The organism is Actinomadura darangshiensis, assembly GCF_004349235.1.
GTDB classification, from domain to species: domain Bacteria; phylum Actinomycetota; class Actinomycetes; order Streptosporangiales; family Streptosporangiaceae; genus Spirillospora; species Spirillospora darangshiensis.
Map to the genome: position 1 here is coordinate 1 of NZ_SMKY01000002.1, position 22882 is coordinate 22882.

The 22882-nt window shown below is 74.1% G+C and carries 19 protein-coding genes and 1 pseudogene; 15 read left to right on the forward strand and 5 right to left on the reverse strand.

Annotated elements, in window-relative coordinates:
* The first annotated feature begins 28 nt into the window (after positions 1-28).
* The 10 genes and pseudogenes from E1293_RS00575 (at position 29) to E1293_RS00620 (ending at position 13499) form a co-directional block, all read left to right on the forward strand.
* On the forward strand, positions 29-832 hold the full coding sequence (locus E1293_RS00575; RefSeq protein ID WP_132192600.1) for a TlyA family RNA methyltransferase: 804 nt from the start codon (positions 29-31) through the stop codon (positions 830-832).
* A gap of 112 nt (positions 833-944) precedes the next feature.
* Positions 945-1835 (forward strand): annotated as a pseudogene (locus tag E1293_RS00580) (NAD kinase); the annotation flags it as partial.
* Positions 1836-2044: 209 nt separating this feature from the next.
* Entirely contained in the window at positions 2045-3751 is a 1707-nt protein-coding gene (gene recN, locus E1293_RS00585) for a DNA repair protein RecN (RefSeq protein ID WP_132192604.1), read from the forward strand.
* Positions 3752-3857: 106 nt separating this feature from the next.
* The gene (steA, locus tag E1293_RS00590; protein ID WP_132192606.1) at positions 3858-5096 is read left to right on the forward strand and encodes a putative cytokinetic ring protein SteA; all 1239 of its coding nucleotides are present in this window, start codon (positions 3858-3860) and stop codon (positions 5094-5096) included.
* Positions 5093-6049 (forward strand): copper transporter, encoded by a 957-nt coding sequence (locus tag E1293_RS00595; protein ID WP_132192608.1) that lies wholly within the window; start codon positions 5093-5095, stop codon positions 6047-6049. The genes steA and E1293_RS00595 overlap by 4 nt, the downstream gene beginning before the upstream one ends.
* Positions 6050-6053: 4 nt before the next feature.
* The gene (locus tag E1293_RS00600; protein ID WP_243715934.1) at positions 6054-7022 is read left to right on the forward strand and encodes a hypothetical protein; all 969 of its coding nucleotides are present in this window, start codon (positions 6054-6056) and stop codon (positions 7020-7022) included.
* 81 nt (positions 7023-7103) lie between these two features.
* Positions 7104-8765, forward strand: coding sequence for a murein biosynthesis integral membrane protein MurJ (gene murJ / locus E1293_RS00605; protein ID WP_243715935.1), 1662 nt, complete (start codon positions 7104-7106; stop codon positions 8763-8765).
* Complete coding sequence (locus tag E1293_RS00610) at positions 8758-9990, forward strand: glycosyltransferase family 4 protein (RefSeq protein WP_243715936.1); 1233 nt, start codon at positions 8758-8760, stop codon at positions 9988-9990. Before murJ ends, E1293_RS00610 begins: the two co-directional genes overlap by 8 nt.
* 225 nt (positions 9991-10215) lie before the next feature.
* Positions 10216-11214 carry a TerC family protein gene (locus E1293_RS00615; RefSeq protein WP_132192610.1) on the forward strand — a complete coding sequence of 333 codons (999 nt, stop codon included), beginning with the start codon at positions 10216-10218 and terminating at the stop codon, positions 11212-11214.
* A gap of 77 nt (positions 11215-11291) precedes the next feature.
* Complete coding sequence (locus E1293_RS00620) at positions 11292-13499, forward strand: acyl-CoA dehydrogenase family protein (RefSeq protein ID WP_132192612.1); 2208 nt, start codon at positions 11292-11294, stop codon at positions 13497-13499.
* Between the two features lie 3 nt (positions 13500-13502).
* Here E1293_RS00620 and E1293_RS00625 read toward each other — a convergent pair whose 3' ends face one another.
* Positions 13503-13850, reverse strand: a complete 348-nt coding sequence (locus tag E1293_RS00625) for a hypothetical protein (protein WP_132192614.1) — start codon at positions 13848-13850, stop codon at positions 13503-13505.
* A 122-nt stretch (positions 13851-13972) separates the two neighbouring features.
* Between E1293_RS00625 and E1293_RS00630 the strand changes: the two genes are divergently transcribed.
* From E1293_RS00630 to E1293_RS00640, 3 genes are read left to right on the forward strand one after another with little or no spacing between them, the layout of a single operon-like run.
* Complete coding sequence (locus E1293_RS00630) at positions 13973-14434, forward strand: hypothetical protein (protein WP_243715937.1); 462 nt, start codon at positions 13973-13975, stop codon at positions 14432-14434.
* Positions 14431-15300 (forward strand): AAA family ATPase, encoded by an 870-nt coding sequence (locus E1293_RS00635; protein WP_132192616.1) that lies wholly within the window; start codon positions 14431-14433, stop codon positions 15298-15300. Before E1293_RS00630 ends, E1293_RS00635 begins: the two co-directional genes overlap by 4 nt.
* Before the next feature lies 1 nt (position 15301).
* A complete protein-coding gene (locus tag E1293_RS00640; protein ID WP_132192618.1) occupies positions 15302-16699 on the forward strand; it encodes a vWA domain-containing protein in 1398 nt (465 codons plus the stop codon).
* Here E1293_RS00640 and E1293_RS00645 read toward each other — a convergent pair.
* The gene (locus E1293_RS00645; protein ID WP_132192620.1) at positions 16680-18065 is read right to left on the reverse strand and encodes an MFS transporter; all 1386 of its coding nucleotides are present in this window, start codon (positions 18063-18065) and stop codon (positions 16680-16682) included. The genes E1293_RS00640 and E1293_RS00645 overlap by 20 nt on opposite strands.
* Positions 18066-18156: 91 nt before the next feature.
* Between E1293_RS00645 and E1293_RS00650 the strand changes: the two genes are divergently transcribed.
* Both E1293_RS00650 and E1293_RS00655 read left to right on the forward strand, forming a co-directional pair.
* Positions 18157-18651, forward strand: coding sequence for a winged helix-turn-helix transcriptional regulator (locus tag E1293_RS00650; RefSeq protein WP_132192622.1), 495 nt, complete (start codon positions 18157-18159; stop codon positions 18649-18651).
* A 74-nt stretch (positions 18652-18725) separates the two neighbouring features.
* Positions 18726-20318 carry an adenylate/guanylate cyclase domain-containing protein gene (locus E1293_RS00655; protein ID WP_132192624.1) on the forward strand — a complete coding sequence of 531 codons (1593 nt, stop codon included), beginning with the start codon at positions 18726-18728 and terminating at the stop codon, positions 20316-20318.
* Here E1293_RS00655 and E1293_RS00660 read toward each other — a convergent pair.
* The 3 genes from E1293_RS00660 to E1293_RS00670 are packed head-to-tail and all read right to left on the reverse strand — an operon-like array spanning position 20315 to position 22791.
* A complete protein-coding gene (locus E1293_RS00660; protein WP_243715938.1) occupies positions 20315-21025 on the reverse strand; it encodes a hypothetical protein in 711 nt (236 codons plus the stop codon). The genes E1293_RS00655 and E1293_RS00660 overlap by 4 nt on opposite strands.
* A gap of 51 nt (positions 21026-21076) precedes the next feature.
* On the reverse strand, positions 21077-21706 hold the full coding sequence (locus E1293_RS00665) for an MBL fold metallo-hydrolase (protein WP_132192626.1): 630 nt from the start codon (positions 21704-21706) through the stop codon (positions 21077-21079).
* Positions 21706-22791, reverse strand: a complete 1086-nt coding sequence (locus E1293_RS00670; RefSeq protein ID WP_132192629.1) for an S-(hydroxymethyl)mycothiol dehydrogenase — start codon at positions 22789-22791, stop codon at positions 21706-21708. Before E1293_RS00670 ends, E1293_RS00665 begins: the two co-directional genes overlap by 1 nt.
* Positions 22792-22882 lie beyond the last annotated feature (91 nt).

Consider the following 22882-nt stretch of genomic DNA (forward strand, 5'->3'; position numbering starts at 1 on the left):
CCTTCCCCGACGCGCTCCGCCCCCGCCCGTGAGCACTCGCCGGAGGCTGGACGCCGAGCTCGTCCGCCGGAAGCTGGCGCGGTCGCGCGAGCACGCCGGGCAGCTCATCACCGACGGCCGGGTGCGGGTCGGCGGGCAGCGGGCGGCCAAGGCCGCGACGCAGGTCGAGGCCGGGGCCGCGATCCTCGTCGAGGAGGCCGCCGGCGGCCCCGAGTACGTGTCCCGCGGCGGGCACAAGCTCGCGGGCGCGCTGAAGGCGTTCGAGGGCCTGCAGGTGAAGGGCCGCGTCTGCCTGGACGCGGGCGCCTCCACCGGCGGGTTCACCGACGTCCTGCTGCGCGCGGGCGCGGCGCGGGTGTACGCGGTCGACGTCGGCTACGGCCAGATCGCCTGGCCGCTGCGGACCGACGACCGCGTCACCGTCCTGGAGCGGGTGAACATCCGCGACCTGGAGCCGGGCACGCTCGGCGGCACGCCGCCCGGCCTGGTCGTCGGCGACCTGTCGTTCATCTCGCTGAAGCTCGTCCTCGGTCCGGTCCAGAAGTGCGCCGCGCCCGAGGCTGACTACGCGGTCATGGTGAAGCCGCAGTTCGAGGTCGGCAAGGACCGGGTCGGCGCGGGCGGCGTCGTCCGCGACCCGGAGCTGCGCGCCGGCGCGGTGCGCGGCGTGGCGGAGCACGCGGCGGCGCTCGGCCTGGGCGTGCTCGGGGTGGTGGCGAGCCCGCTGCCGGGCCCGTCCGGCAATGTGGAGTACTTCCTGTGGCTGCGGGCAGGCGCCCCGCCGCTGGCGGAGGCGGCCCTGTCCAGGGCGATCGAAGAGGGCCCGCAGTGAGCGGCGGCGGTCCCCGGAACGTACAGAGGGCGTCCGAACCGGGAACGTCCTTCCATGGGACGTTCGTCCAGACGTCCGTACGCCGGAGCGCGTCGGGGAGTGGGGCGAGAGCATGAGCAAGAGGTCGGTGCTGGTGGTTGCGCACACCGGGCGGCCCGAGGCCGTCCGCAGCGCGCAGCTGGTCATCGAGCGGCTCAGCGAGGCCGGGATCTGCGTGCGGGTCCTGGACGACGAGGCCGCCGAGATCGGCCGTACCGGCGTGGACGTCATGCCCGGTACCGCCGCGGCGGCCGACGGCGCCGAGGTCGTCATGGTCCTCGGCGGCGACGGGACGCTGCTGCGCGCCGCCGACCTGACCCGCTCGTCCGGCACCCCGCTGCTCGGCGTCAACCTCGGCCACGTCGGGTTCCTCGCCGAGGCCGAGCGCGAGGACCTCGCCGCCACCGTCGACCGGGTGTGCACGCGCCGCTACGAGGTCGAGGAGCGGATGACCGTCGACGTCACCGCCCGCCGCAACGGCACGGTGCTGGGCACGACGTGGGCGCTGAACGAGGCCAGCATCGAGAAGGCCGAGCGGGAGCGGATGCTGGAGGTCGTCGCCGAGATCGACGGCCGCCCGCTGTCCAACTGGGGCTGCGACGGGGTGGTGTGCGCCACACCGACCGGCTCCACCGCGTACGCGTTCTCCGCCGGCGGGCCCGTCGTGTGGCCGGAGGTCGAGGCGATGCTGGTCGTGCCGATCAGCGCGCACTCGCTGTTCGCCCGCCCGCTGATGGTGTCGCCGCGCTCGTCGGTGGCGGTGGAGGTCCTGCCGGGCACGCCCCGCGCCGTCCTGTGGTGCGACGGGCGCCGCACGCTCGACCTGCCGCCGGGCGCGCGGGTCGAGGTCCGCCGCGGCGCCGAGCCGGTGCGGCTCGCGCGGCTGCACCTCACCCCGTTCACCGACCGGCTGGTCACCAAGTTCGGGCTGCCCGTGACGGGCTGGCGCGGCCGGGTCCGGCAGCCGTCCCGCCCGTCCCCGCCGCTCGGGGACTCCCAGGTCGGGGACGCCCCCGCGGCCGGCGGCATCGCCGGGTACCCGGGCCCCGGGTTCGCGCCGGACGGGCCGCCCCCGGCGGCGGAGGGGGAGGCGCCCGGCGGGCGGAGGGGATAATCTCCACAGGCGCTGATCGTGGATCTGTTTTGCGGAGGGTTGTGACGCTGGTGCGTCCGATGGTCGATGAGGTGCGGATCCAGGGCCTCGGCGTGATCGATGAGGCCGTGCTCGATCTGTCGCCGGGCTTCAACGTGGTGACCGGGGAGACCGGGGCGGGCAAGACCATGGTGGTCACCAGCCTCGGGCTGCTGTTCGGCGGCCGCGCCGACCCGCAGCGGGTCCGGCCGGGCGCGGACCGCGCCACGGTCGAGGGCCGGATCGTCGTCGATCCGGGCGGGCGCGTGGTGGAGCGGGTCGAGGAGTCCGGCGGCGAGCTGGACGACGGCGCGCTGATCGTGACCCGGTCGGTGTCGGCGGAGGGCCGGTCCCGCGCGTTCCTCGGCGGCCGGTCCGTCCCGGTGAACGTGCTGATCAATCTGGCGGACGAGCTGGTCGCCGTGCACGGGCAGTCCGACCAGCAGCGGCTGCTGCAGTCGTCCCGGCAGCGCGGCGCGCTCGACCGGTACGCGGGCGGCGCCCTGACCAAGCCGATGCGCGCCTACACCAAGGCGTACCAGCGGCACCGCCAGGTCACCGCGCTGCTGGAGGAGCTGACCACGCGGGCCCGCGAGCGGGCCCAGGAGGCCGACCTGCTCCGCTTCGGCCTGGAGGAGATCGAGAAGGTCGACCCGAAGGAGGGCGAGGACACCGACCTCGCCGCCGAGGAGGAGCGGCTCGGGCACGCCGACGCGCTGCACGGCGCCGCCGACACCGCGCACGAGGCGCTGCTCGGCGACCCTTCGGCCGCGTTCGAGGCCGCGAACGTGACGAGCCTGCTCGGCCAGGCCCGCAACGCCCTCGACGCCGTCCGCGACCACGACCCGGAGCTGGCGGCGCTCGCCGACCGGCTCACCGAGGCCGGCTACCTGGTCTCCGACGTCGGCACCGACCTCGCGTCCTACGCCGAGTCCGTGGACGCCGACCCGGCGCGGCACGCGGTCGTCCAGGAGCGGCGCGCCGAGCTGACCGCGCTGACCCGCAAGTACGGCGGGACGGAGGGGACGGTCACCGAGGTCCTGGAGTGGGCCCGCGCGTCCGCCGCCCGGCTCGCGGAGCTGGAGGGCGACGACGACCGCATCGACGGGCTGCGCGCCGAGCACGCCGAGCTGACCGAGCGGCTCACCGCCGAGGCGGGCGAGCTGACCGCGGTCCGCACCCGCGCCGCGGAGCGGTTCTCCGGCGCCGTCACCGACGAGCTCACCGCCCTCGCGATGCCGCACGCCCGCATCGTCGTCACCGTCACCCCCACCGAGGACTACGGCCCGCACGGCGTCGACGAGGTCGAGGTGCGGCTCGCGCCCCATCCGGGGTCGCAGCCGCTGCCGCTGCACAAGGGCGCCTCCGGCGGAGAGCTGTCCCGGGTGATGCTGGCGATCGAGGTCGTGTTCGCCGGCGCCGACCCCGTTCCGACGTTCGTGTTCGACGAGGTGGACGCGGGCGTCGGCGGCAAGGCCGCGGTGGAGATCGGGCGGCGGCTGGCGCGGCTCGCCCGCAACGCCCAGGTGATCGTCGTCACGCACCTGCCGCAGGTCGCCGCGTTCGCCGACCAGCACCTGCTGGTGGAGAAGTCCGACGACGGCACCGTGACCAGCAGCGGCGTCACCGCCCTGGACCAGGAGGGGCGGGTCCGGGAGCTGTCGCGGATGCTGGCCGGCCTGGAGGACTCCGAGCTCGGCCGCGCCCACGCTGAGGAGCTGCTCGCCATGGCCGCCGAAGAGCGGTAACCGCGCACACCGTCCCGGCAAAAATTACAGAGAGTGCGCGAACGGACACGCCAGGACAGTCGATCTTTCCGGCGTCCGGTCCCGTGCTCTGGCAGGATGGTTGGTGATGAACGAGCCGTCACCCACCGCAGAGCGCCGCGTCCGGCTGAGCCGGAAGCTGCCGCGGCGCATGCTCGCGCTGGGGCGGGGCCGCGACGACGGGCGGCCGGGGGTCAGCGCCGTGGCGCGGCTCGACCGCCGCACCAAGGACCTGACCAAGCGGTTGCAGCCCGGCGAGATCGCGGTGATCGACCACGTCGACCTGGACCGGGTGAGCGCCGAGGCGCTGGTGTCGCGGGAGGTCGGCGCCGTCGTCAACGTCGCGCCGAGCATCTCCGGCCGGTACCCGAACCTCGGCCCGCAGATCCTGATCGAGGCCGGCATCCCGCTGGTCGACGACGTCGGCCCCGAGATCTTCAGCAAGCTGCAGGAGGGCGACCAGGTCCGCGTCGAGGGGTGCGCCGTGCACCGCGGCGAGGACGTCGTCGCCAAGGGCACCGAGCAGACGGCCGAGTCCATCGAGGAGGCGCTGACCGAGGCCAAGGCCGGGCTCTCCGCCCAGCTGGAGGCGTTCGTCGCCAACACGATGGAGTACGTCAAGCGCGAGCGCGACCTGCTCATCGACGGCGTCGGCGTCCCCGACGTGGAGACCCGGATCGCCGGCCGGCACGCGCTGATCGTCGTCCGCGGCTACCACTACCGCGAGGACATCGCGACCCTGCGGCCCTACCTGCGCGAGTACCGCCCCGTCCTGATCGGGGTGGACGGCGGTGCCGACGCTCTGATGGAGGCCGGCTACCGCCCCGACATGATCGTCGGGGACATGGACTCGGTGTCCGACGACGCGCTCACCAGCGGCGCCGAACTCGTCGTGCACGCCTACCGGGACGGCCGGGCGCCCGGCCTGAAGCGCGTGCACGAGCTCGGGCAGGAGGCCGTGGTCTTCCCGGCCGCCGCCACCAGCGAGGACATCGCGATGCTGCTCGCCGACGACAAGGGCGCCTCGCTCATCGTCGCGGTCGGCACGCACGCCAACATGGAGGAGTTCTTCGACAAGGGACGCGCCGGCATGGCCAGCACGTTCCTCACCCGCCTCCGCGTCGGCAGCAAGCTCGTGGACGCCAAGGGCGTCAGCCGGCTCTACCGCAGCCGGATCTCCACCTGGTCGCTGCTCTTCCTCGTCATCGGCGCGTTCGTCGCCATCGTCACCGCCGTCGCCATGTCACCGGCGGGGGACGTCATCAGTCCCCTGCTCGCCGACCGCTGGCACGCCTTCGTCTTCTGGCTGACCGGACTCTTCACGTGATCGATTTCCGCTATCACCTCGTCTCCATCGTCGCGATCTTCCTCGCGCTGGCGCTCGGCATCGTGCTGGGCTCCACCACCCTGTCCGACTCGGTGAGCGACACGCTGCGCCAGCAGGCCAACTCGGCGGCCAAGACCGCCCAGCAGGCCCGGATGGCCCAGCGCGACCTGCAGCACCAGGTGAACGGGGAGGAGCAGTTCACCAAGGTGCTCTCGCCGCAGCTCGTCGCCGACCGGCTCAAGGGCCAGTCCGTCGTGGTGATCGAGACGCCGGGCGCGGGCAACGAGAGCATCGAGCAGGTCAGCGAGCTGGCCAAGAACGCCGGCGCCGCCGTCACCGGCCGTGTCACGGTCCAGAAGAAGCTGCTGAACGACGACCAGCAGACCACCGTCGACGAGCTGGCCACGCAGCTCAAGGCCGACGGCGTGAACTTCCCCTCCAACGCGAGCGCCTACGACAAGGCGGGCGCCGTCCTCGCCAACGCGCTCGTCACCAAGGACACCGCCAAGTCCGGCCGCGAGGACGCCGCCGGAGGCGCCGTCCTCAACGGCTTCAAGCAGGCCGGGTACGTCACCACCAGCGGCAAGCCCGGGCAGCACGCCACGATCGCCGTCATGGTCGCGCCCGCCGCCCCGTACGCCTACGACGGCGGCGGCGACGACAACAAGGCGCTGATCTCGCTGGCCTCCGCACTCGACGGCGCCGGGCGCGGTACCGTCGTCGGTGGCCCGCCGACCTCCGCCCAGGAGGGCGGGCTGATCGCGGCGCTGCGCGACTCCGACGCCGCCGACTCGGTCTCCACCATCGACACGGTGGACACCGCGTCCGGCCAGGTCGTGACGATCCTGGCGCTGCAGAACGAGATCGGCGGCAAGTCCGGGCAGTACGGCACGGGCGCCGGCGCGAGCGGCTACCTGCCCTCGCCCGCGCCCACGGCGGGGAAGAACGGGTGACCTGATGAGACGAGCCATCGGCAAGGGCGCGCGGCTGGCGGCCGGCCTGGGCCTCGGCGCGGTGGCCGCGCGTGCCGCCTACAGCGCGCTGACGCGGCGGCCCCCCGGCCTGAACGGGCTGCCCGGCGACGAGGTCTGGGGCCGCACCAACCACCGCGGCGAGCCGGTGACGCTGCTGGAGGGGCCCGCGTTCGTCGCGGGCGCCGCGGCCGCGGGGCTGCTCGCCCCCGGCACCGCCGGGCGGATGCGCGCCGCCGCACTGCTCGCGGGCGCCGGGTCCGGTGTCCTCGGCGGCTACGACGACCTCGCCGGCTCCGGCGCGTCCCGCGGCTTCAAGGGGCACCTGACCGCGCTCGCGCGCGGCGAGGTGACCAGCGGCGCGGTGAAGATCCTCGGCATCGGCGCGACCGGGCTGGCCGCCGCCGCCGTCGCCGGGTCGCCCGCCCCGTCCCGCCCGGGGCGCGCGTTCGACACGCTCGTCAACGGCGCGATCATCGCCGGGTCCGCGAACCTGATGAACCTGTTCGACCTGCGGCCCGGCCGGGCCGTCAAGGTCGGCCTCCTCGCCGGCGCGCCGCTGGCGCTGACCCGGTCCGGGTCGGCGGTCGTCGCCGCGCCGCTCGGCGCCGCCGCCGCGCTCCTGCCCGAGGACCTCGGCGAACGCGCCATGCTCGGCGACACCGGCGCCAACGCGCTCGGCGCGCTGCTCGGCCTCGCCGCGACCCGGCTCGGCCGGGGGCCGCGGCTCGCCGTGCTGGCCGGGCTCACCGGGCTGAACGCCGCCAGCGAGGTCGTCAGCTTCACCAAGGTCATCGCGGGCAACCCGGTGCTGAACCGCATCGACATGCTCGGCCGCCGCCCGGCCCCCGCCCCGGTGGAGGCGGAGAAGCCGGAGACCGGCGACGAGTTCCGCCCCGCCGTGCCCGCGCAGGCCGACTCGGCCGACGACGGCGTCGCCGCCGACCCGTCCTAGCCGCGCCGGACGGCCCCCCGCAGATCCTCCACGAGCGTGCCCTCACCTACCGTGCCCTCTTCCGAACGGCCTGCTTCCGACGTGCCCCCTTCCGAGCCGCCACCGCCGCCCCGGCGGCAGGCGGCCCTGCGCCGGCTGACCGGCGGGCTCGCCGGCGCCGCCGTCGTCATCGCGGTGATCACGGTGCTGTCGCGGCTCGCCGGGTTCGGGCGCACCTACGCGTTCTCGCAGACGGTCACGACGTCCTGCCTCAGCCAGGCGTACTTCACCTCGACGCAGTTCCCCAGCATCGTCTACGAGATCGTCGCGGGCGGCGCGCTCGCCAGCATGGTCGTCCCGGTGCTGGCCGGACCCGCCGAGCGCGGCGACCGCGACGAGGTCCGCCGGATCGGGTCGGCGCTGCTGACCTGGATCGTCGTGCTGATGGTGCCGCTGTCGGCGCTGATGGCGCTCGCCGCCCGCCCGGTCATGGAGCTGCTGGCGGGCGGCGACCTGCAGGGCTGCTCGCGCGGCGAGATCATCGACACCGGCGCCGTCATGCTCGCCATCCAGTCGGTCCAGATGGTGATGTACGGTGCCGCGGTCGTCCTGTACGGGCTGCTGCAGTCGCACCGCCGGTTCGTCGCGCCCGCGCTGGCGCCGCTGATGTCGAGCCTCGTGGTCATCGGCGCCTACATCGCCTACGCGCCGCTCGGCCGCGGCTTCGAGAACGACCTCGACGGCCTGCCGCTGGACGCGCTGCTGACCCTGTCGGTCGGCACGGCGCTCGGCGGCGTCGCGATGGCGGTCACCGCGGGGATCGCGGCGTGGCGGCTGAAGCTCCGGCTGCGCCCGACGCTGCGCTTCCCGGACGGTGTGGCGCGGCGGGTCCGGCGGCTCGCCGCCGCGGGCCTCGCCACGGTCGCGGCGCAGCAGCTGTCGGCGCTGCTCGTCGTCCGGCTCAGCTACGAGGGCACCGGCGGCGCGCTCGCCAACTACCAGTACGCGTGGGCGATCTACCTGCTCCCGTGGGCGATCCTGGCGGTGCCGATCGCGACGAGCGCGTTCCCGATGCTGTCGGCGCGGATGAGCGCGGGGGAGCGGGACCGGTTCGACGCGGTCACCGCGTCCACCACCCGCGCGGTGGTCCTGGTGTCGTGCGCGGGGGCCGCCGCGCTGGCCGCCGTCTCCGCCCCCGTCGGGGCGGTGTTCAACCCCGGGCATCCCGATCAGCAGGAGGTGCTGTCGCGGGCGGTGCTCGCGTTCGCGCCCGGCCTGCTCGGCTACGGGCTCGTCGCGCACCTCGGCCGCGTCCTGTTCGCCGCGCACAAGGGCCGGATGGGCGCGATCGCCGTGGTCGCGGGCTGGCTCGTCGTCATGGCCGCCGACGCCGCACTGGTGCTGTCGGTCGACCGGCAGTGGGTCGTCGCGGCCCTCGGCGCCGGGAACGCGGCCGGGATGACCGTCGCCGGTGTGCTGCTGCTCGGGACGCTCGTGCGCGCGCGGGGCGCCGCGGCCGTGCGCGGGATCCCGCGGGCGCTGGCCGCCGGAGTGCTGGGCGGCGCCGCGGGAGGGGCCGCCGGGTACGCGACGGCCGCCCTGCTCGGCCCCGGCGGGACGGGTCCCGCCGGGGAGCTGCGCAACGCCGGGACGGGGGCGCTCGCCGCGCTCGCCGCCGGCGCGGTTTTCCTGATCATCGCATTCGTGATCGACGGCCGGGACCTGCGGGCCGTCCTCAGCCGGAAGGTCACCCGCAATGCCTGACGAGCGAGAAGGGCCTGAAGAGCGAGTAGGGCCCGGCAAGGATCTGGACGGGATGCGCGTCGCGCTCGTCCTCGGCACGAGCGCCGGCGGTGTCGGGCGGCATGTCAGGTCCGTCGCCGAGCGCCTGGCGGGACGCGGTGCCCGCGTGCTGGTCTGCGGGCCCGCGTCGACGGAGGATCTGTTCGGCTTCGCCGCGGGCGGCGCCCGGTTCGCCGAGGTCGACCTCGCCGACCGGCCCCGGCCGGTCAGCGACGCCAAGGCCGTCGCGCGGCTTCGGTCGCTGCTGCGCGACGCCGACGTCGTCCACGCCCACGGCCTGCGGGCGGGGGCCCTAGCGGTGGCGGCGTGCGCGCGGATCGCGCCGGGCCCGCTGCGCTTCTCGCGCGGCGGGCCGCCGCTGGTCGTCACGCTCCACAACGCGGTCATCACGGGCGGGCGGACCGCCGCGGTCTACGGGGCGCTGGAGCGCGTCGTCGCGCGGGGCGCCGCGCGCGTCCTCGGCGTCTCGCCCGACCTGGAGGAGCGGATGCGGGCCCTCGGCGCCCGCTCGGCCGGGCACGCGATCGTCCCGGCCCCCGCGCCGCAGGCGCCGCCCGGCCCGGCCGTCCGCGCCGACCTGCGGGCGGCGCTGGGCGCGGGGGAGCGCCCGCTGGTCCTCACGGTCGGGCGCCTCGCCGCGCAGAAGGGCCTGCCGACGCTGCTGGACGCGGCGGCGGTCTGGGCGGGACGCACCCCGCAGCCGCTGGTCGCGATCGTCGGCGACGGCCCGCTGGAGGACGAGCTGAACGCCCGCATCGAGGCCGAGGACCTGCCGGTCAGGCTGCTCGGCCGCCGCTCCGACATCCCCGGCCTGCTCGCCGCCTGCGACGTGGCGGTCGTCCCGAGCGTGTGGGAGGGGCAGCCGCTGATCGTCCAGGAGATCCTGCGGGCCGGGCGGCCGCTCGTCGCGACCCGTGTCGGAGGCGTCCCCGGCATGGTGGGCGCGGCGGAGCGGGGTGGCGCAGGCCCGCTGCTGCACGGGCCGGAGAGCGAGGCGGCGCTGCTGGTGCCCCCGAACGACGCCGAGGCGCTGGGACGCGCGGTGAGCCGGGTCCTGGACGATCCGTCCCTGGCGGCGCGGCTCGGGTCGGCCGCCGCCCGCCGGTCGGCGCGGCTGCCCGGCGAGGACGACGCGGCGGACCAGCTCGCGGACCTCTACCGGGACGTGCTGAACACCGGGCCTTAGACGCGGTAACCGGGGACATGGTTCGGAACCGGACCGAGAATTTTCCGGGGGGCGGGGAACCGGGGCCGGTCGTTCAGCGTTCAAGTAGGTAATCGGAGGGGAGTATCCCCGCGCGCGGTTCCCGTCAGTACGGCCGGTCCATACCGTCCCGGGTTCCGCGGCCCTCGCTCGTCCGGGCGGGAGAGACCTCCGGCGCTCGTTTCGTGTCCGCCGGAGGTGTTCACGGTGTCAGTCTCACCCTTGATCTGGTCCCTGACGATCGCGGGGATCCTCGCGGTCATCGCCGCCGACCTGTTCCTCATCCACCGCAACGACACGCGGGAGTTCACCACCCGCCGCGCCGCGTTCTGGTCGGGGATCTACATCGGCCTCGCGGTGCTGTTCGGCATCGGCGTCTGGGCGTTCGCCGGCGGCCGGTACGCCGGCGAGTACTTCGGCGGCTTCGTCACCGAGAAGAGCCTCAGCGTCGACAACCTCTTCGTGTTCATGGTGATCCTCACCCGGTTCGCGGTGCCGAGGCACGCCCAGCACACCGTGCTGATGGCGGGCATCGTGATCGCGCTGGTGCTGCGCGGCCTGTTCATCGCGGTCGGCGCGGCGGCCATCGCGACCTTCACCTGGGTGTTCTTCATCTTCGGCGCGTTCCTCATCTGGACGGCGATCGGCCTGGTCCGCGGCGGCGACGAGGACGAGTTCAAGGAGAACGGGCTGCTGCGCTGGGCCAAGCGGGTCATCCCGACGTCCGACGACTACGACGGCGCCCGGTTCCTCACCCGCGAGTCGGGCCGCCGGGTCGTGACCCCGATGGCCATCGTCATGATCGCGATCGGCTCCACCGACGTGCTGTTCGCGCTGGACTCGATCCCCGCGATCTTCGGGCTGACGACCGAGCCGTACCTGGTCTTCACCGCCAACGCGTTCGCGCTGATGGGCCTGGTCCAGCTGTACTTCCTGCTCGGCGGGCTCACCGACCGGCTCGTCTACCTCGCGCACGGGCTGGCCTTCATCCTCGGCTTCATCGGCGTCAAGCTGATCCTGCACGCGCTGCACGAGTACGGCGCCGGGTGGGCGCCGGAGATCCCGATCTGGCTGTCCCTCGCCGTGATCGCCGGGACGCTGGCCGCCACCACCGTCGCCAGCCTCGCCGTCGGCCCGAAGCGCTCCAAGGACGCGAAGGCGGCGGAGGGCTCGGAGCAGGACGCCGCGGCGGCACGCGAGGGGTGAGAGCGGGATCACCTTCCCCAGTCATCCGAATCCTGTTCTAGAATCTCGGTCAAAAGGTCCTGAGAGAGGGTTGACGCATGGCCATCGGGCTGACCGAGGAGCACGAGGCGCTCGCCGATTCGGTGCGCGGCTTCGCCGACCGCAACATCCCGGCGGCGGCCGTCCGGGCCGCGCTGGACGCGGACGAGGAGACCAGGCCCGAGTTCTGGCCCGCCCTGGCGGAGCAGGGCCTGCTCGGGCTGCACCTGGCCGAGGAGCACGGCGGGCAGGGCTTCGGGCTGCTGGAGCTGTCGGTGGTGCTGGAGGAGCTCGGCCGCGCCGCCGCGCCCGGCCCCTTCCTGCCGACCGTGCTGGCGAGCGCGGTGATCGACGCGTCCAGCAACGCCAAGCTCCGCGCGGAGCTGCTGCCCGCGCTGGCGGACGGGTCGAGGACGGCCGCGCTCGCGCTGGACGGCGAGCTGACCGGCCGCCGCGATGGCGACTCCCTCATCGTGTCCGGCACGTCGGCGACGGTGCTCGGCGCCGCGCTCGCCGACGTGCTGGTCCTGCCGGTCACCGTGAGCGGCTCCGGGGACGACGGCGAGCAGTGGGTCGCGGTCGACGCCGCCGACCTCACCGTCACGCCGGTGGCGAGCCTGGACAGGGTCCGCCGTGTCGCCGCCGTCGAGGTCCAGGGTGCGGCCGTCGCCGCGGACCGCGTCCTGGACGGCCTCACCACCGGCCGGGTCCAGGACCTGGCCGCGGCGCTGTTCGGCGCCGAGGCCGCCGGCCTCGCCGGATGGCTGGTGACGACCGCGGCCGAGTACGCCAAGGTCCGCGAGCAGTTCGGCCGCCCGATCGGGCAGTTCCAGGGCGTCAAGCACAAGGCCGCCCGCAGCCTCATCGCGCTGGAGCAGGCCCGCGCCGCCGCGTGGGACGCCGCCCGCGCGCTCGACGAGGGCACCGGGGAAGCCGGGTTCGCCGCCGCCGTCTCCGCGGTCATCGCGCTGGACGCGGGCGTGCAGACGGCCCGCGACGCCATCCAGATCCTCGGCGGCATCGGATTCACCTGGGAGCACGACGCGCACGTCTACCTGCGCCGCGCGCTCACGCTGCGGTCGCTGCTCGGCCCGTCCAAGGACTGGGCCGCGAAGGCCGCCGCGCTCGCGCTGGACGGCGGCCGCCGCGAGGTCGTCCTGGAACTGGACGAGCACGCCCAGCCGCTGCGCGAGCGGATCCGCGCCGAGATCGCCGAGCTGGCCGCGGTCGAGGACAAGGACGCGCTGCACGCGAGGATGGGCGACGAGGGCTGGACCGTCCCGCACTTCCCGAAGCCGTGGGGGCGCGAGGCCGGGCCGGTCGAGCAGATCCTCATCCAGCAGGAGCTGAGGGCCGCCAAGGTCAAGGCCCCGAACCTCGGGATCGGCGCCTGGCTGGTGCCCTCCCTCGTCCGGTACGCGACGGACGAGCAGAAGGAGAAGTTCCTCCGCCCGACGCTGCGCGGCAAGATCGTGTGGTGCCAGCTGTTCTCCGAGCCGGGCGCCGGCTCCGACCTCGCGTCCCTGTCGATGAAGGCCGAGCGGGTCGAGGGCGGCTGGAAGCTCACCGGCCAGAAGATCTGGACGTCGCTCGCCCACCACGCCGAGTGGGGCTTCTGCATCGCCCGGACGAACCCCGACGCGCCCAAGCACGACGGCATCACCTACTTCCTGGTGGACATGAAGTCCGCGGGAGTGGACGTCCGCCCGCTGCGCGAGCTGACCGGTGACGCCCTGTTCAACGAGGTGTTCCTGGACGGCGTGTTCGTCCCGGACGAGCACGTGGTCGGCGAGGTCGACAAGGGCTGGCAGGTCGCCCGAAACACCCTGTCGAACGAGCGGGTGTCGCTGTCGACCGGCGGGGGGCTCGGCATGGGCGTCCCCGAGCTGCTGAGGTTCTTCGCGAACCGGGAGCCGGACGCGGTCGCCGCCGCCGAGGTCGGCAGGCTCGTCGCGCAGGGCCAGTCGATCGACCTGCTCGGCCTGCGCACCACGCTCAAGCAGCTGAACGGGGTGGAGCCGGGCGCGGAGGCCAGCGTCCGCAAGCTCCTCGGCGTCCAGTTCAACCAGGACGTCGCCGACTACTGCTTCGCGGCGCAGGGCACCGCCGCGACCACCGAGGTGCCGATGGGCGAGAGCGGCATCGTGGGGCGGGCCATGCTGTTCAGCCGCGCGATGACGATCTACGGCGGCACCACCGAGGTGCAGCTCAACATCATCGGTGAGCGCATCCTCGGCCTCCCGCGCGACCCCGAACCCGGCAAGTAGGCGCTAACGGCGCGGGCGGAAGGTGTAGGTGAAGTTCACCAGCACGATGCCGACGATCACGAACAGCAGGCCCGGGAGGCCCGCGTTGACGACGCCGATCGCGCTCAGCGGGATCGCGGCGAGCAGCGACAGCACGGCCATGGCCAGGCTGTGGTCGCCCTCGCCGCGGCTCCGCGGCTCCGGTGCCCGGCGAGGCCAGGGCCGCGGCGCGGCGGCGGTGCGGGCGTCCAGGCTCTCCTGGATGCGGTCCACGACCGTCTCGATGAAGGCGTCGTCGTAGTCGGGCCCCAGCTCGCGCCGGGCCGCCATGGCCGCGGTGAGGTCCTCGCGCGGCAGTCGTGGGGTCGTCATAAATCCGTTATAGGCGGCGGGGTCCCCCATCGGCGTCACCCCGTGGGTCCAACCGTCTCCTACCTCTCAGGTGTGATCGGACCCGCGGGTAAACTTCCGCTTTCGCCCCAGATCACCCGGAGGTGTCCGTGACAGTGCGGGCCCGTACGACCGTGCTCACCCGTACGAGCGTGCTCGCCGGCTGCGCCGTCGCGGCCGGGCTGGTCCTCGCCGGGTGCGGCGGCGAGAAGAAGGAGGCGGCGCCCTCGGCGCCGCCCACCACGCTGGCTCCGCTGCCGGCGGTGCGGGCCGCCGACGTCAAGCCGCTCGTCGGACGCTGGGCCGGCGCGGCCAAGGACTACTTCCAGTTCGCGGCGGACGGCCGCGGCGTGTGGGTGCGCGGCGGCCACAAGCTGTGGAGCGGCTCGGTCATCCCCGAGGGCGCGGGCAAGTACCGGTTCTCCTGGAAGGGCGGCGACCCCAAGACCGCGTCCTACTGGGGCATCTCCCTGAGCGAGGACAAGAAGTCGCTCGTGTTCGCTGTGACCAACCAGACCTACAAGAAGGCCGCCGAGAAGAAGGCCACGAAGAAGGGCAAGGGATGACCGACGGGATGTTCGCCTCGCCGGCCGACGTGGAGGGCAGGCTCGCGGGCGTGCGCTACCTCGCGGACGAGGCGATCGCCACGACCGTGTACCTCGCCCAGGCGCTCGGCAAGCCGCTGCTGGTCGAGGGCCCCGCCGGGGTCGGGAAGACCGAGCTGGCCAAGGCCGTCGCGGCGGCCACCGGCGCCGAGCTGATCCGGCTCCAGTGCTACGAGGGCCTGGACGAGGCCCGCGCCCTCTACGAGTTCAACTACAAGAAGCAGCTGCTCGCGATCCAGGCCGCCCCGGCGGACCGGGCCTGGCAGGAGACCCACGAGGACATCTTCTCCGAGGAGTTCCTGCTGGAGCGCCCGCTGCTGGCGGCGATCCGGCGCGCCGACCCGACCGTCCTGCTGATCGACGAGGCGGACAAGGCCGACGTCGAGGTGGAGGGCATGCTGCTGGAGGTCCTGTCGGACTTCCAGGTGACGATCCCCGAGCTGGGGACGCTCGCCGCCGTCCGCCGCCCGTTCGTGCTGATCACCTCGAACGCGGCGCGGGAGCTGTCGGAGGCGCTCAAGCGCCGCTGCCTCTACCTGCACCTGAACTACCCGGCGCCGGAAAGGGAACGCGACATCGTGCTCGCGCAGGTCCCGGGGATCGAGGCGGAGCTGGCCGAGCAGCTCGTCCGCACCGTCGGCACGCTGCGCGACCTGGAGATCAAGAAGGCGCCGTCGATCGCCGAGACGGTCGACTGGGCGCGCACGCTGCTCGCCCTGGGGCTGGACGACCTGGACGAGGCCGCCGTCGCCCGCACCCTCGGCGTCGTCCTCAAGCACGTGTCCGACCAGGAACGCGCCGCCAAGGAACTCGGGCTGCGGGGCTGACATGGCGTCCCTCGTCGACCGGCACACCGGGTTCGTCGCGGAGCTGCGGCGGGCCGGGCTGCCGGTGTCGGTCGCCGAAGGGCTGGACGCGGTGCGCGCCATGCAGGCCGTCGACCTGCTCGACCGCGAGTCGCTGCGCGCCGCCTACGCCGCGACGGTCGTCAAGCGCCCGCAGCACCGCCCGACGTTCGACACGCTCTTCGACCTGTGGTTCCCGGCGGCGGTCGGGGACGGCGCGGGGGCCGTGCGCGATCCGGACCGTCCCGCCCGCACGGCCCGCGACGACGGGCGCCCGGTCCCCTCCGCGCTGGACCCGCGCGTGCAGGAGCGCCGCGACGAGCTGGCGGAACTGCTGCTGTCCGGGGACGACGCCGGGCTGCGGCAGTTCGCCCGCCTCGCCGTCACCGAGTTCGGCCAGACGCCCGGGCAGGAGTCGTGGTTCTCCTCCGGCGTCCTGAACACGCTGTCGCCGGAGACCCTGATGGCGCGGCTGCTCAACGCCGTCCTCGGCGGAGGGCAGCGCGAGGGCATGGCCGAGCGGGTCGCGCGCCGGACATTCCGCGACCGCATCGCCCGCTTCCAGGACCTCGTCGCGGGCGAGGTGCGGCGCCGCATCGCCGAGGACACCGGTGTCGAGCGGACCGCGCGCATCGCCGTCCGCCCGCCGCTGGAGCGGCTCGACTTCGCCTCCGCGAACCGCGCCGAGATGGAGGGGCTGCGCCGCGAGGTGTATCCGCTGGCCCGTAAGCTCGCGTCCCGGCTCGTGCAGAAGCAGCGGCACGGCAGGCGCGGCCGGCTCGACTTCCGCCGGACGGTCCGCGCGTCCCTGGCCAGCGGAGGAGTGCCGCTGACCACGCACCACCGGCCGCGCCGCCCGCACAAGCCGGAGCTGGTCGTGCTGTGCGACGCCAGCGACTCGGTGTCGGCGTTCGCGCACTTCACGCTGCTGCTGACGTTCGCGCTGCGGGAGCAGTTCAGCAAGGTCCGCGCGTTCGCGTTCATCGACGCCACCGACGAGATCACCAAGTACTTCGCGCCGGGCACGGACGTCGTGGACGCGATGGCGCGCCTCGCCGCCGAAGCCGACCTGGTCTGGATCACCGGCCGCTCCAACTACGGTCACGCCATCAAGGTGTTCGACGACAAGTACCGCGACGCCGTCACGTCCAAGACGTCCCTGCTCATCCTCGGCGACGCCCGCTCCAACTATGGCGAGCTGTCGCTGCCGGTCCTGCGGTCGATGGTCGACCGCGCCCGGCACGCGTACTGGCTGAACCCCGAGCCGCGCGGCCAGTGGGACACCGGCGACTCCGCCGCGTCCCGGTACGGCGACCTGGTCCCCATGTTCGAGTGCCGCAACCTGACCCAGCTCGCCGCGTTCATCGAGGAGCTCGCGTGATCGCCATTGCCAGGGCGGCGCCGGCCAGGGCGACGACGGCGGAGACGAGCATGGCGACGTTCGTCCCGTGGGCCAGCGCGGACGGCCCGGCGCCCGAGCCGGTCGCGATGGCGCCGACGATCGCCACGCCCACGGACGCGCCGACGTAGCGGGCCGTGTTGTTGGCGCCCGACCCCATGCCGGCGCGGTCGGCGGGGACGCTCTCCACGGCGAGGCGGGCGAGCATCGCGTTGGCGAGGCCGCTGCCGATGCCCGACAGGACCAGGCCCGGGACGAGCCGCCACCAGTGCTCGTGCGGCGCCATCCCGAGCATCGCGAACTCGCCGGCGGCGCTGAGCCCGAGCCCGAGGCCGAGCAGCCGGCCGGCCGGGAACCGGGCCGGGATCCGGCGGGCCTGCAGCGCGGCGGCGAACGACAGCCCGGACCAGATCGCCAGCACCAGCGCGGACGCGATCAGCGACAGGCCCATGACCAGCGTCATCACGGTCGCCAGGAAGCTCATGATGCCGATCACCGCGAGCCCGGTGACCAGCGCCCCGGTGATCGACAGCAGGAACACGGGCCGCCGGAACAGGCCGAGGTCGAGCATCGGCTCGCGCCGGCGCGTCTCGATCGCGGTGAACGCGGCGAGCAGCACGGCCGCCGCCGCGAACAGCGCGAGGACGGCCGGGCGCGTCCAGCCGATCCGCCCCCAGGTGATCGCCGCGACCAGCGCGCCGACGCCGAGGCTCATGGTGAGCAGGCCGGGCAGGTCCAGGCCGCGCGGGCGGGCGGCGCGCGACTCCGGGAGGGACAGCGCGGCGATGCCGAGCGGCACCGACGCCAGCGCCGCCGCCCAGTACCAGAGCCGCCAGCCGCCCGCCTCGGCCAGCCCGGCGGAGGCGATCGGGCCGAGCGCGATGCCGAGGCCGAGCATCGCGCCCCAGACCCCGGTCGCGTGGGCCCGGCGCGGCCCCGGCTCGAACGAGGCGGCGATGATGCCGAGACCGGTCGCGAGCAGGGCAGCGCTCGCCGCGCCCTGCACGATCCGCCCGGCGACGAAGACCGCCGTGTCCTGCGCCACGGCGCAGACCACGCTGGACACGGCGAGCGTCGCGGCACCGATCAGGAACACCCGGCGCCGCCCGTGGTCGTCGGCCAGGCTGCCCACGGCCAGCAGCGCCGCCGCGAGGCCGAGGCTGATCGAGCTCATCAGCCAGATCTGGGCCGTCCCGCCGGCGTGCAGCCCGCGCGCGGTGTCGGTCAGCGCCGCCATGGGCGCCGTGTAGTTCATCAGGGCGAGCAGCGTCGCGGCGGCGGGCACGGCCAGCGCGGCGCCCGGACCGGACATGCGGCGCGCCGGACGGGACGTGGTCAGCGTCGTCATGCGGTCTCCAAGTTCATTGAACGAACCAACCCGCCGACCGTAGCACGCTTTAGTTCAATCAATGAACCCCGGGGCGGGTACTGTGGTGCACATGGCACTCGGCAAGGACTACGCCGCGCAGGACTGCTCGCTCGCCCGCGCGCTGGAGGTCGTGGGGGAGCGGTGGACGCTGCTCATCGTCCGGGACGCCTTCTACGGCGTCCGCCGGTTCAGCGACTTCCTCGCGCACCTGGACATCCCCCGTGCGGTGCTGTCGGCGCGGCTCCAGGCGCTCGTCGACACCGGCGTCCTCATCAAGGACGGCAGCGACTACGTGCTGACCGGCATGGGCAAGGAGCTGTGGCCCGTCGTCCACACCCTCGCCCGCTGGGGCGAGGACCACCTGCACGGCGGCCAGTGCAGGGTCTTCGTCCACGCCGGCTGCGGTGCGCGCGTGGGACCGGACGGCAGGTGCCCCGCCTGCGACCGCCCCGTCCCGGTGGACGATCTCGAAATGCTCCCCGGCCCGAGCGGCAGCCGCCGCAGCGACCCGGTCAGCAAGGTGCTGCGCGAGCCGCACCGCCTCCTCGCCCCGATCCGCGCCTGAGTGAGCAATCCCTCGCCCAGGTCACGCGGCCGCGATAGGGAGAAGCAGGTTTCGACCGGATAATCTGCACGCTCATGGAGACCGAAACCGCGGAGCCCGCACCCCGGGCCAGACGCACCGCGCTCGGCTTCCTGTGGCGGCTGATCGACGGCGTGCCCGGCGACTCGCGGGCCCGGATCGCGCGCCGCGCCCGGATCCTGGTGACGATCGCCACCGGCCTCGCCAACCTCGGCGGCGCGCTGGTCGTGCTCGCGTTCGCGGTCGTCGTCCCCGACCCGGTCGGCGACGTCTCCGCGCGGCTTCAGCTCGTCAACCTGGTCGTCTTCACCGCCTACGTCGCCGCCGCGATGCCGGTCGGCCTCGTCCTCGGCGAACGGTTCTTCCGCCGCGTCCGGCGCCTGGTCGAGCGGCACGAGGAACCCGACCGGCACGAGCGCGCCCTGCTGCTGTACGGGCCGCTGCGCCTGATGGCCCTGCACCTGACCCTCTGGGGGATCGGGACGGTCGGCTGGGTCGTCATCAACGCCCCGTTCTCCGGCCTGCTCGCCGTCAAACTCGGCCTGACCAGCCTGCTCGGCGGCCTCACCACCTGCACGATCGTCTACCTGCTGACCGAGCGGCTGCTGCGGCGCGCCGTGACCACCGCCCTGCGCAGCGAGCTGCCGCGCCGGACCGGGCTGCCCGGCGTCGTCGCCCGCTCCGTGCTCGCCTGGAGCCTCGGCACCGCCGTCCCGATCCTCGGCCTGATCACCCTGGCGATCGGCTCGTTCCTCATCGCCCGGATCACCGTCCGGGACTTCGCCGTGGCCGTCCTCGCGCTCGGCGGCATCGCGCTGGTCGTCGGCCTCGGCGTCACCTACGGCGCCGCCCGCGCCATCGCCGATCCGGTCGAGTCGGTGCGGCTCGGCCTCGCCCGTGTCGAACGCGGCGACCTGGACGTCGAGGTCCCCGTCTACGACGCCAGCGAGGTCGGGATGCTGCAGGCCGGGTTCAACCACATGGCCGCCGGGCTGCGCGAGCACGAGCGGCTCCGCGACCTGTTCGGCCGCCAGGTCGGCACGGACGTCGCGCGCGTCGCCGTCGAGCGCGGCATCGACCTCGGCGGCGAGCTGCGCGAGGTCGCGGTGGTCTTCGTGGACCTCATCGGCTCCACCCGGCTCGCCGCCGACCGCCCGCCCGCCGAGGTCGTCCGGCTGCTGAACGACTTCTTCGCCGTGGTCGTCGAGGTGATCGGCGCGCACGGCGGCTGGATCAACAAGTTCGAGGGCGACGCCGCGCTGGCGATCTTCGGCGCGCCGCTGCCACTGGACGGCGGGCCCGGCCGGGCGCTCGCCGCGTCCCGGGAACTGGCCCGCCGGCTCCGCTCGGACGTCCCCGTGCTGGAGGCCGCGATCGGCGTCTCGGCCGGCGAGGCCGTCGCCGGGCACATCGGCGCCGAGGAGCGCTTCGAGTACACCGTGATCGGCGACCCCGTGAACGAGGCCGCCCGCCTCACCGACATGGCCAAGACCACTGAGGAGCGGGTGCTCGCGTCGGGGTCGCTCGTCGCGGAGGCCGGGCCGGAGGAGGCCGCGCACTGGTCGCTCGGCGGCGAGGTCACCCTCCGGGGCCGGACGCGGGCGACGCGGCTCGCCTCACCGCGCCCGGCCGACCGGGTCCCGTCCTAGGACGACCCGAGCGTGGCGCCGCTCAGCGTGGTGTAGAAGGGCGACTCGGACAGCCGCGAGCCCTTCTCCTCACCGATGTAGACGTCGGCGTGGTTCTCGCCCCCGTAGCCGGGACGGAAGAGATCGGTGACCGTCCAGCGAGCCTTCCGGAACGCCTGGCACACCTTCTTCTCGGTCGCGCGGCCGTTCCCGTCCTTGCCGCACTCGACGATCGCGAACCGCTGGCCCCGTGCGAGGACCGACTTGTCGGCCGCCGCCGATGCCCAGGGCTGGAGCGGGTGCCCCCGCGAGTCGCGCGTCGTGGCGTCCAGCCAGAAGCCGACGCTGTGCGACCAGTTCAGGTACCGGCCTTGTTGCGGCCCGGCGGTGATGCGGCCACTGCCCTCGGTCTGGACGACCTTGAGGAAGTCCTTCGGATACTCGCCGAGCGGGGTCTTCCCATGCGAGCAGTGGAACCGCACGCAGCCGCGCACCGCCTTCGGCTCGCCGTCGTACAGGCTTTCGAGCGCCGTGTAGTAGGTGGTGATGCGCCATCCTCCGCGGTGCCCGAGCGGTACGGAGCCAGTGGGCTCCGTAGGCTCCGCGGAGGCGGTCACGGCCGGGACGGCGGGCGCGGTCGGCGGGGGGACGTCCGCGCCGCGGGCGCTCTGGCCGCAGCCCGCGACCGCCCCGCACAGCAGGACGGCCAGCGGTGCCCTGCGCCGCATCGCACCCTCCCGGCCGTGGACGTCCGTCCGCCACCGCGGACACTATCCCGGTCAATGGCCGCGGGCTATCCATTCGTCCAGATGCGGGGCCTCCGCGCCGATCGTGGTGAAGTCGCCGTGGCCGGTGCGGACGGTCGTCTCCGCCGGGAGCGTCAGCAGGCGCTCCCGGATCGACGTGATGATCGTCGGGAAGTCGGAGAACGACCGGCCCGTCGCGCCCGGACCCCCGTTGAACAGCGTGTCGCCGGAGAAGACCGCGCCCAGCTCAGGCGCGTGCAGGCACACCGCGCCGGGGGAGTGGCCCGGCGTGTGCAGGACGGTGAGGTCCGTCCCGGCGACGGTGATGACCTGGCCGTCCGACAGGTCGCTGTCGGGGGAGAGGTCCGGGTGCCGCTGCTTCCAGAGCATCAGGTCGTCCGGGTGCAGCAGGATCGGCGCGCCGGTGCGGGCCTTGAGGGCGGGCGCCGCGTCGATGTGGTCGTCGTGCCCGTGCGTCGACACGATCGCGACCAGCCGCCGGCCGCCCACCGCCGCCGCGATCGCGTCGGCGTCGTGCGCGGCGTCGATGACGATCGCCTCGCTGTCGTCGCCGACGATCCAGACGTTGTTGTCGACGTCCCACGTCCCGCCGTCCAGGGAGAACGTCCCGGACGTGACCACGTGGCCGATGCGGGCCGGCATCAGAGGACCACCACCGAGCGCAGCACGTCGCCGTGGTGCATCTTCTCGAACGCGGCCTCGACGCCGTCCAGCTCGATCGTCTCCGACACGAACGCGTCCAGGTCCAGGCGTCCCTGGAGGTAGAGGTCGATGAGCATCGGGAAGTCGCGGGAGGGCAGGCAGTCGCCGTACCAGGACGACTTCAGCGAGCCGCCGCGCCCGAACACGTCCAGCAGCGGCAGCTCCAGCTTCATCTCCGGGGTCGGCACCCCGACCAGCACCACGGTGCCGGCGAGGTCGCGGGCGTAGAAGGCCTGCTCGTAGGTCTCCGGGCGGCCGACCGCCTCGACGACGACGTCCGCGCCGAATCCGCCGGTCAGCTCCCGCACCGTCTCGACGACGTCCCCGTCCTTGGCGCTGACGGTGTGCGTCGCGCCGAGCGAGGACGCCGTGGCCAGCTTCCGCTCGTCCAGGTCCACCGCGATGATCGTCCCCGCGCCGGCCAGCCGGGCGCCGAGGACGGCGGCCGCGCCGACGCCGCCGCAGCCGATCACCGCGACCGAGTCGCCGCGTCCGACCCCGCCGGTGTTGATCGCCGCGCCGAGCCCCGCCATCACGCCGCACCCGAGCAGGCCCGCCACCTCCGGCTTGGCCGCGGGGTCGACCTTCGTGCACTGCCCGGCCGCGACCAGGGTCTTGTCGGCGAACGCGCCGATGCCGAGCGCCGGCGACAGCTCGGTGCCGTCCGCGAGCGTCATCTTCTGCGTCGCGTTGTGCGTGTTGAAGCAGTACCAGGGGCGTCCACGCAGGCAGGCGCGGCACTGCCCGCACACCGCGCGCCAGTTCAGGATCACGAAGTCGCCCGGCGCCACCTCGGTCACCCCGTCGCCGACCGACTCGACCACGCCGGCGGCCTCGTGCCCGAGCAGGAACGGGAACTCGTCGTTGATCCCGCCCTCGCGGTAGTGCAGGTCGGTGTGGCAGACCCCGCACGCCTGGACCTTGACGACCGCCTCACCGGGCCCGGGGTCCGGCACGACGATCGTCTCGATCCGCACCGGCCGCCCCTTGCCCGGTGCGACGACCCCGCGTACCTGCTGCGCCATGCTGCCGCCTCTCCTCGACTCGATCTTCCCCGACCCTACATATCGCGGTACTGACCTGCCCGCATCGGTTCCGCCGGACGCGGGCCCCTCT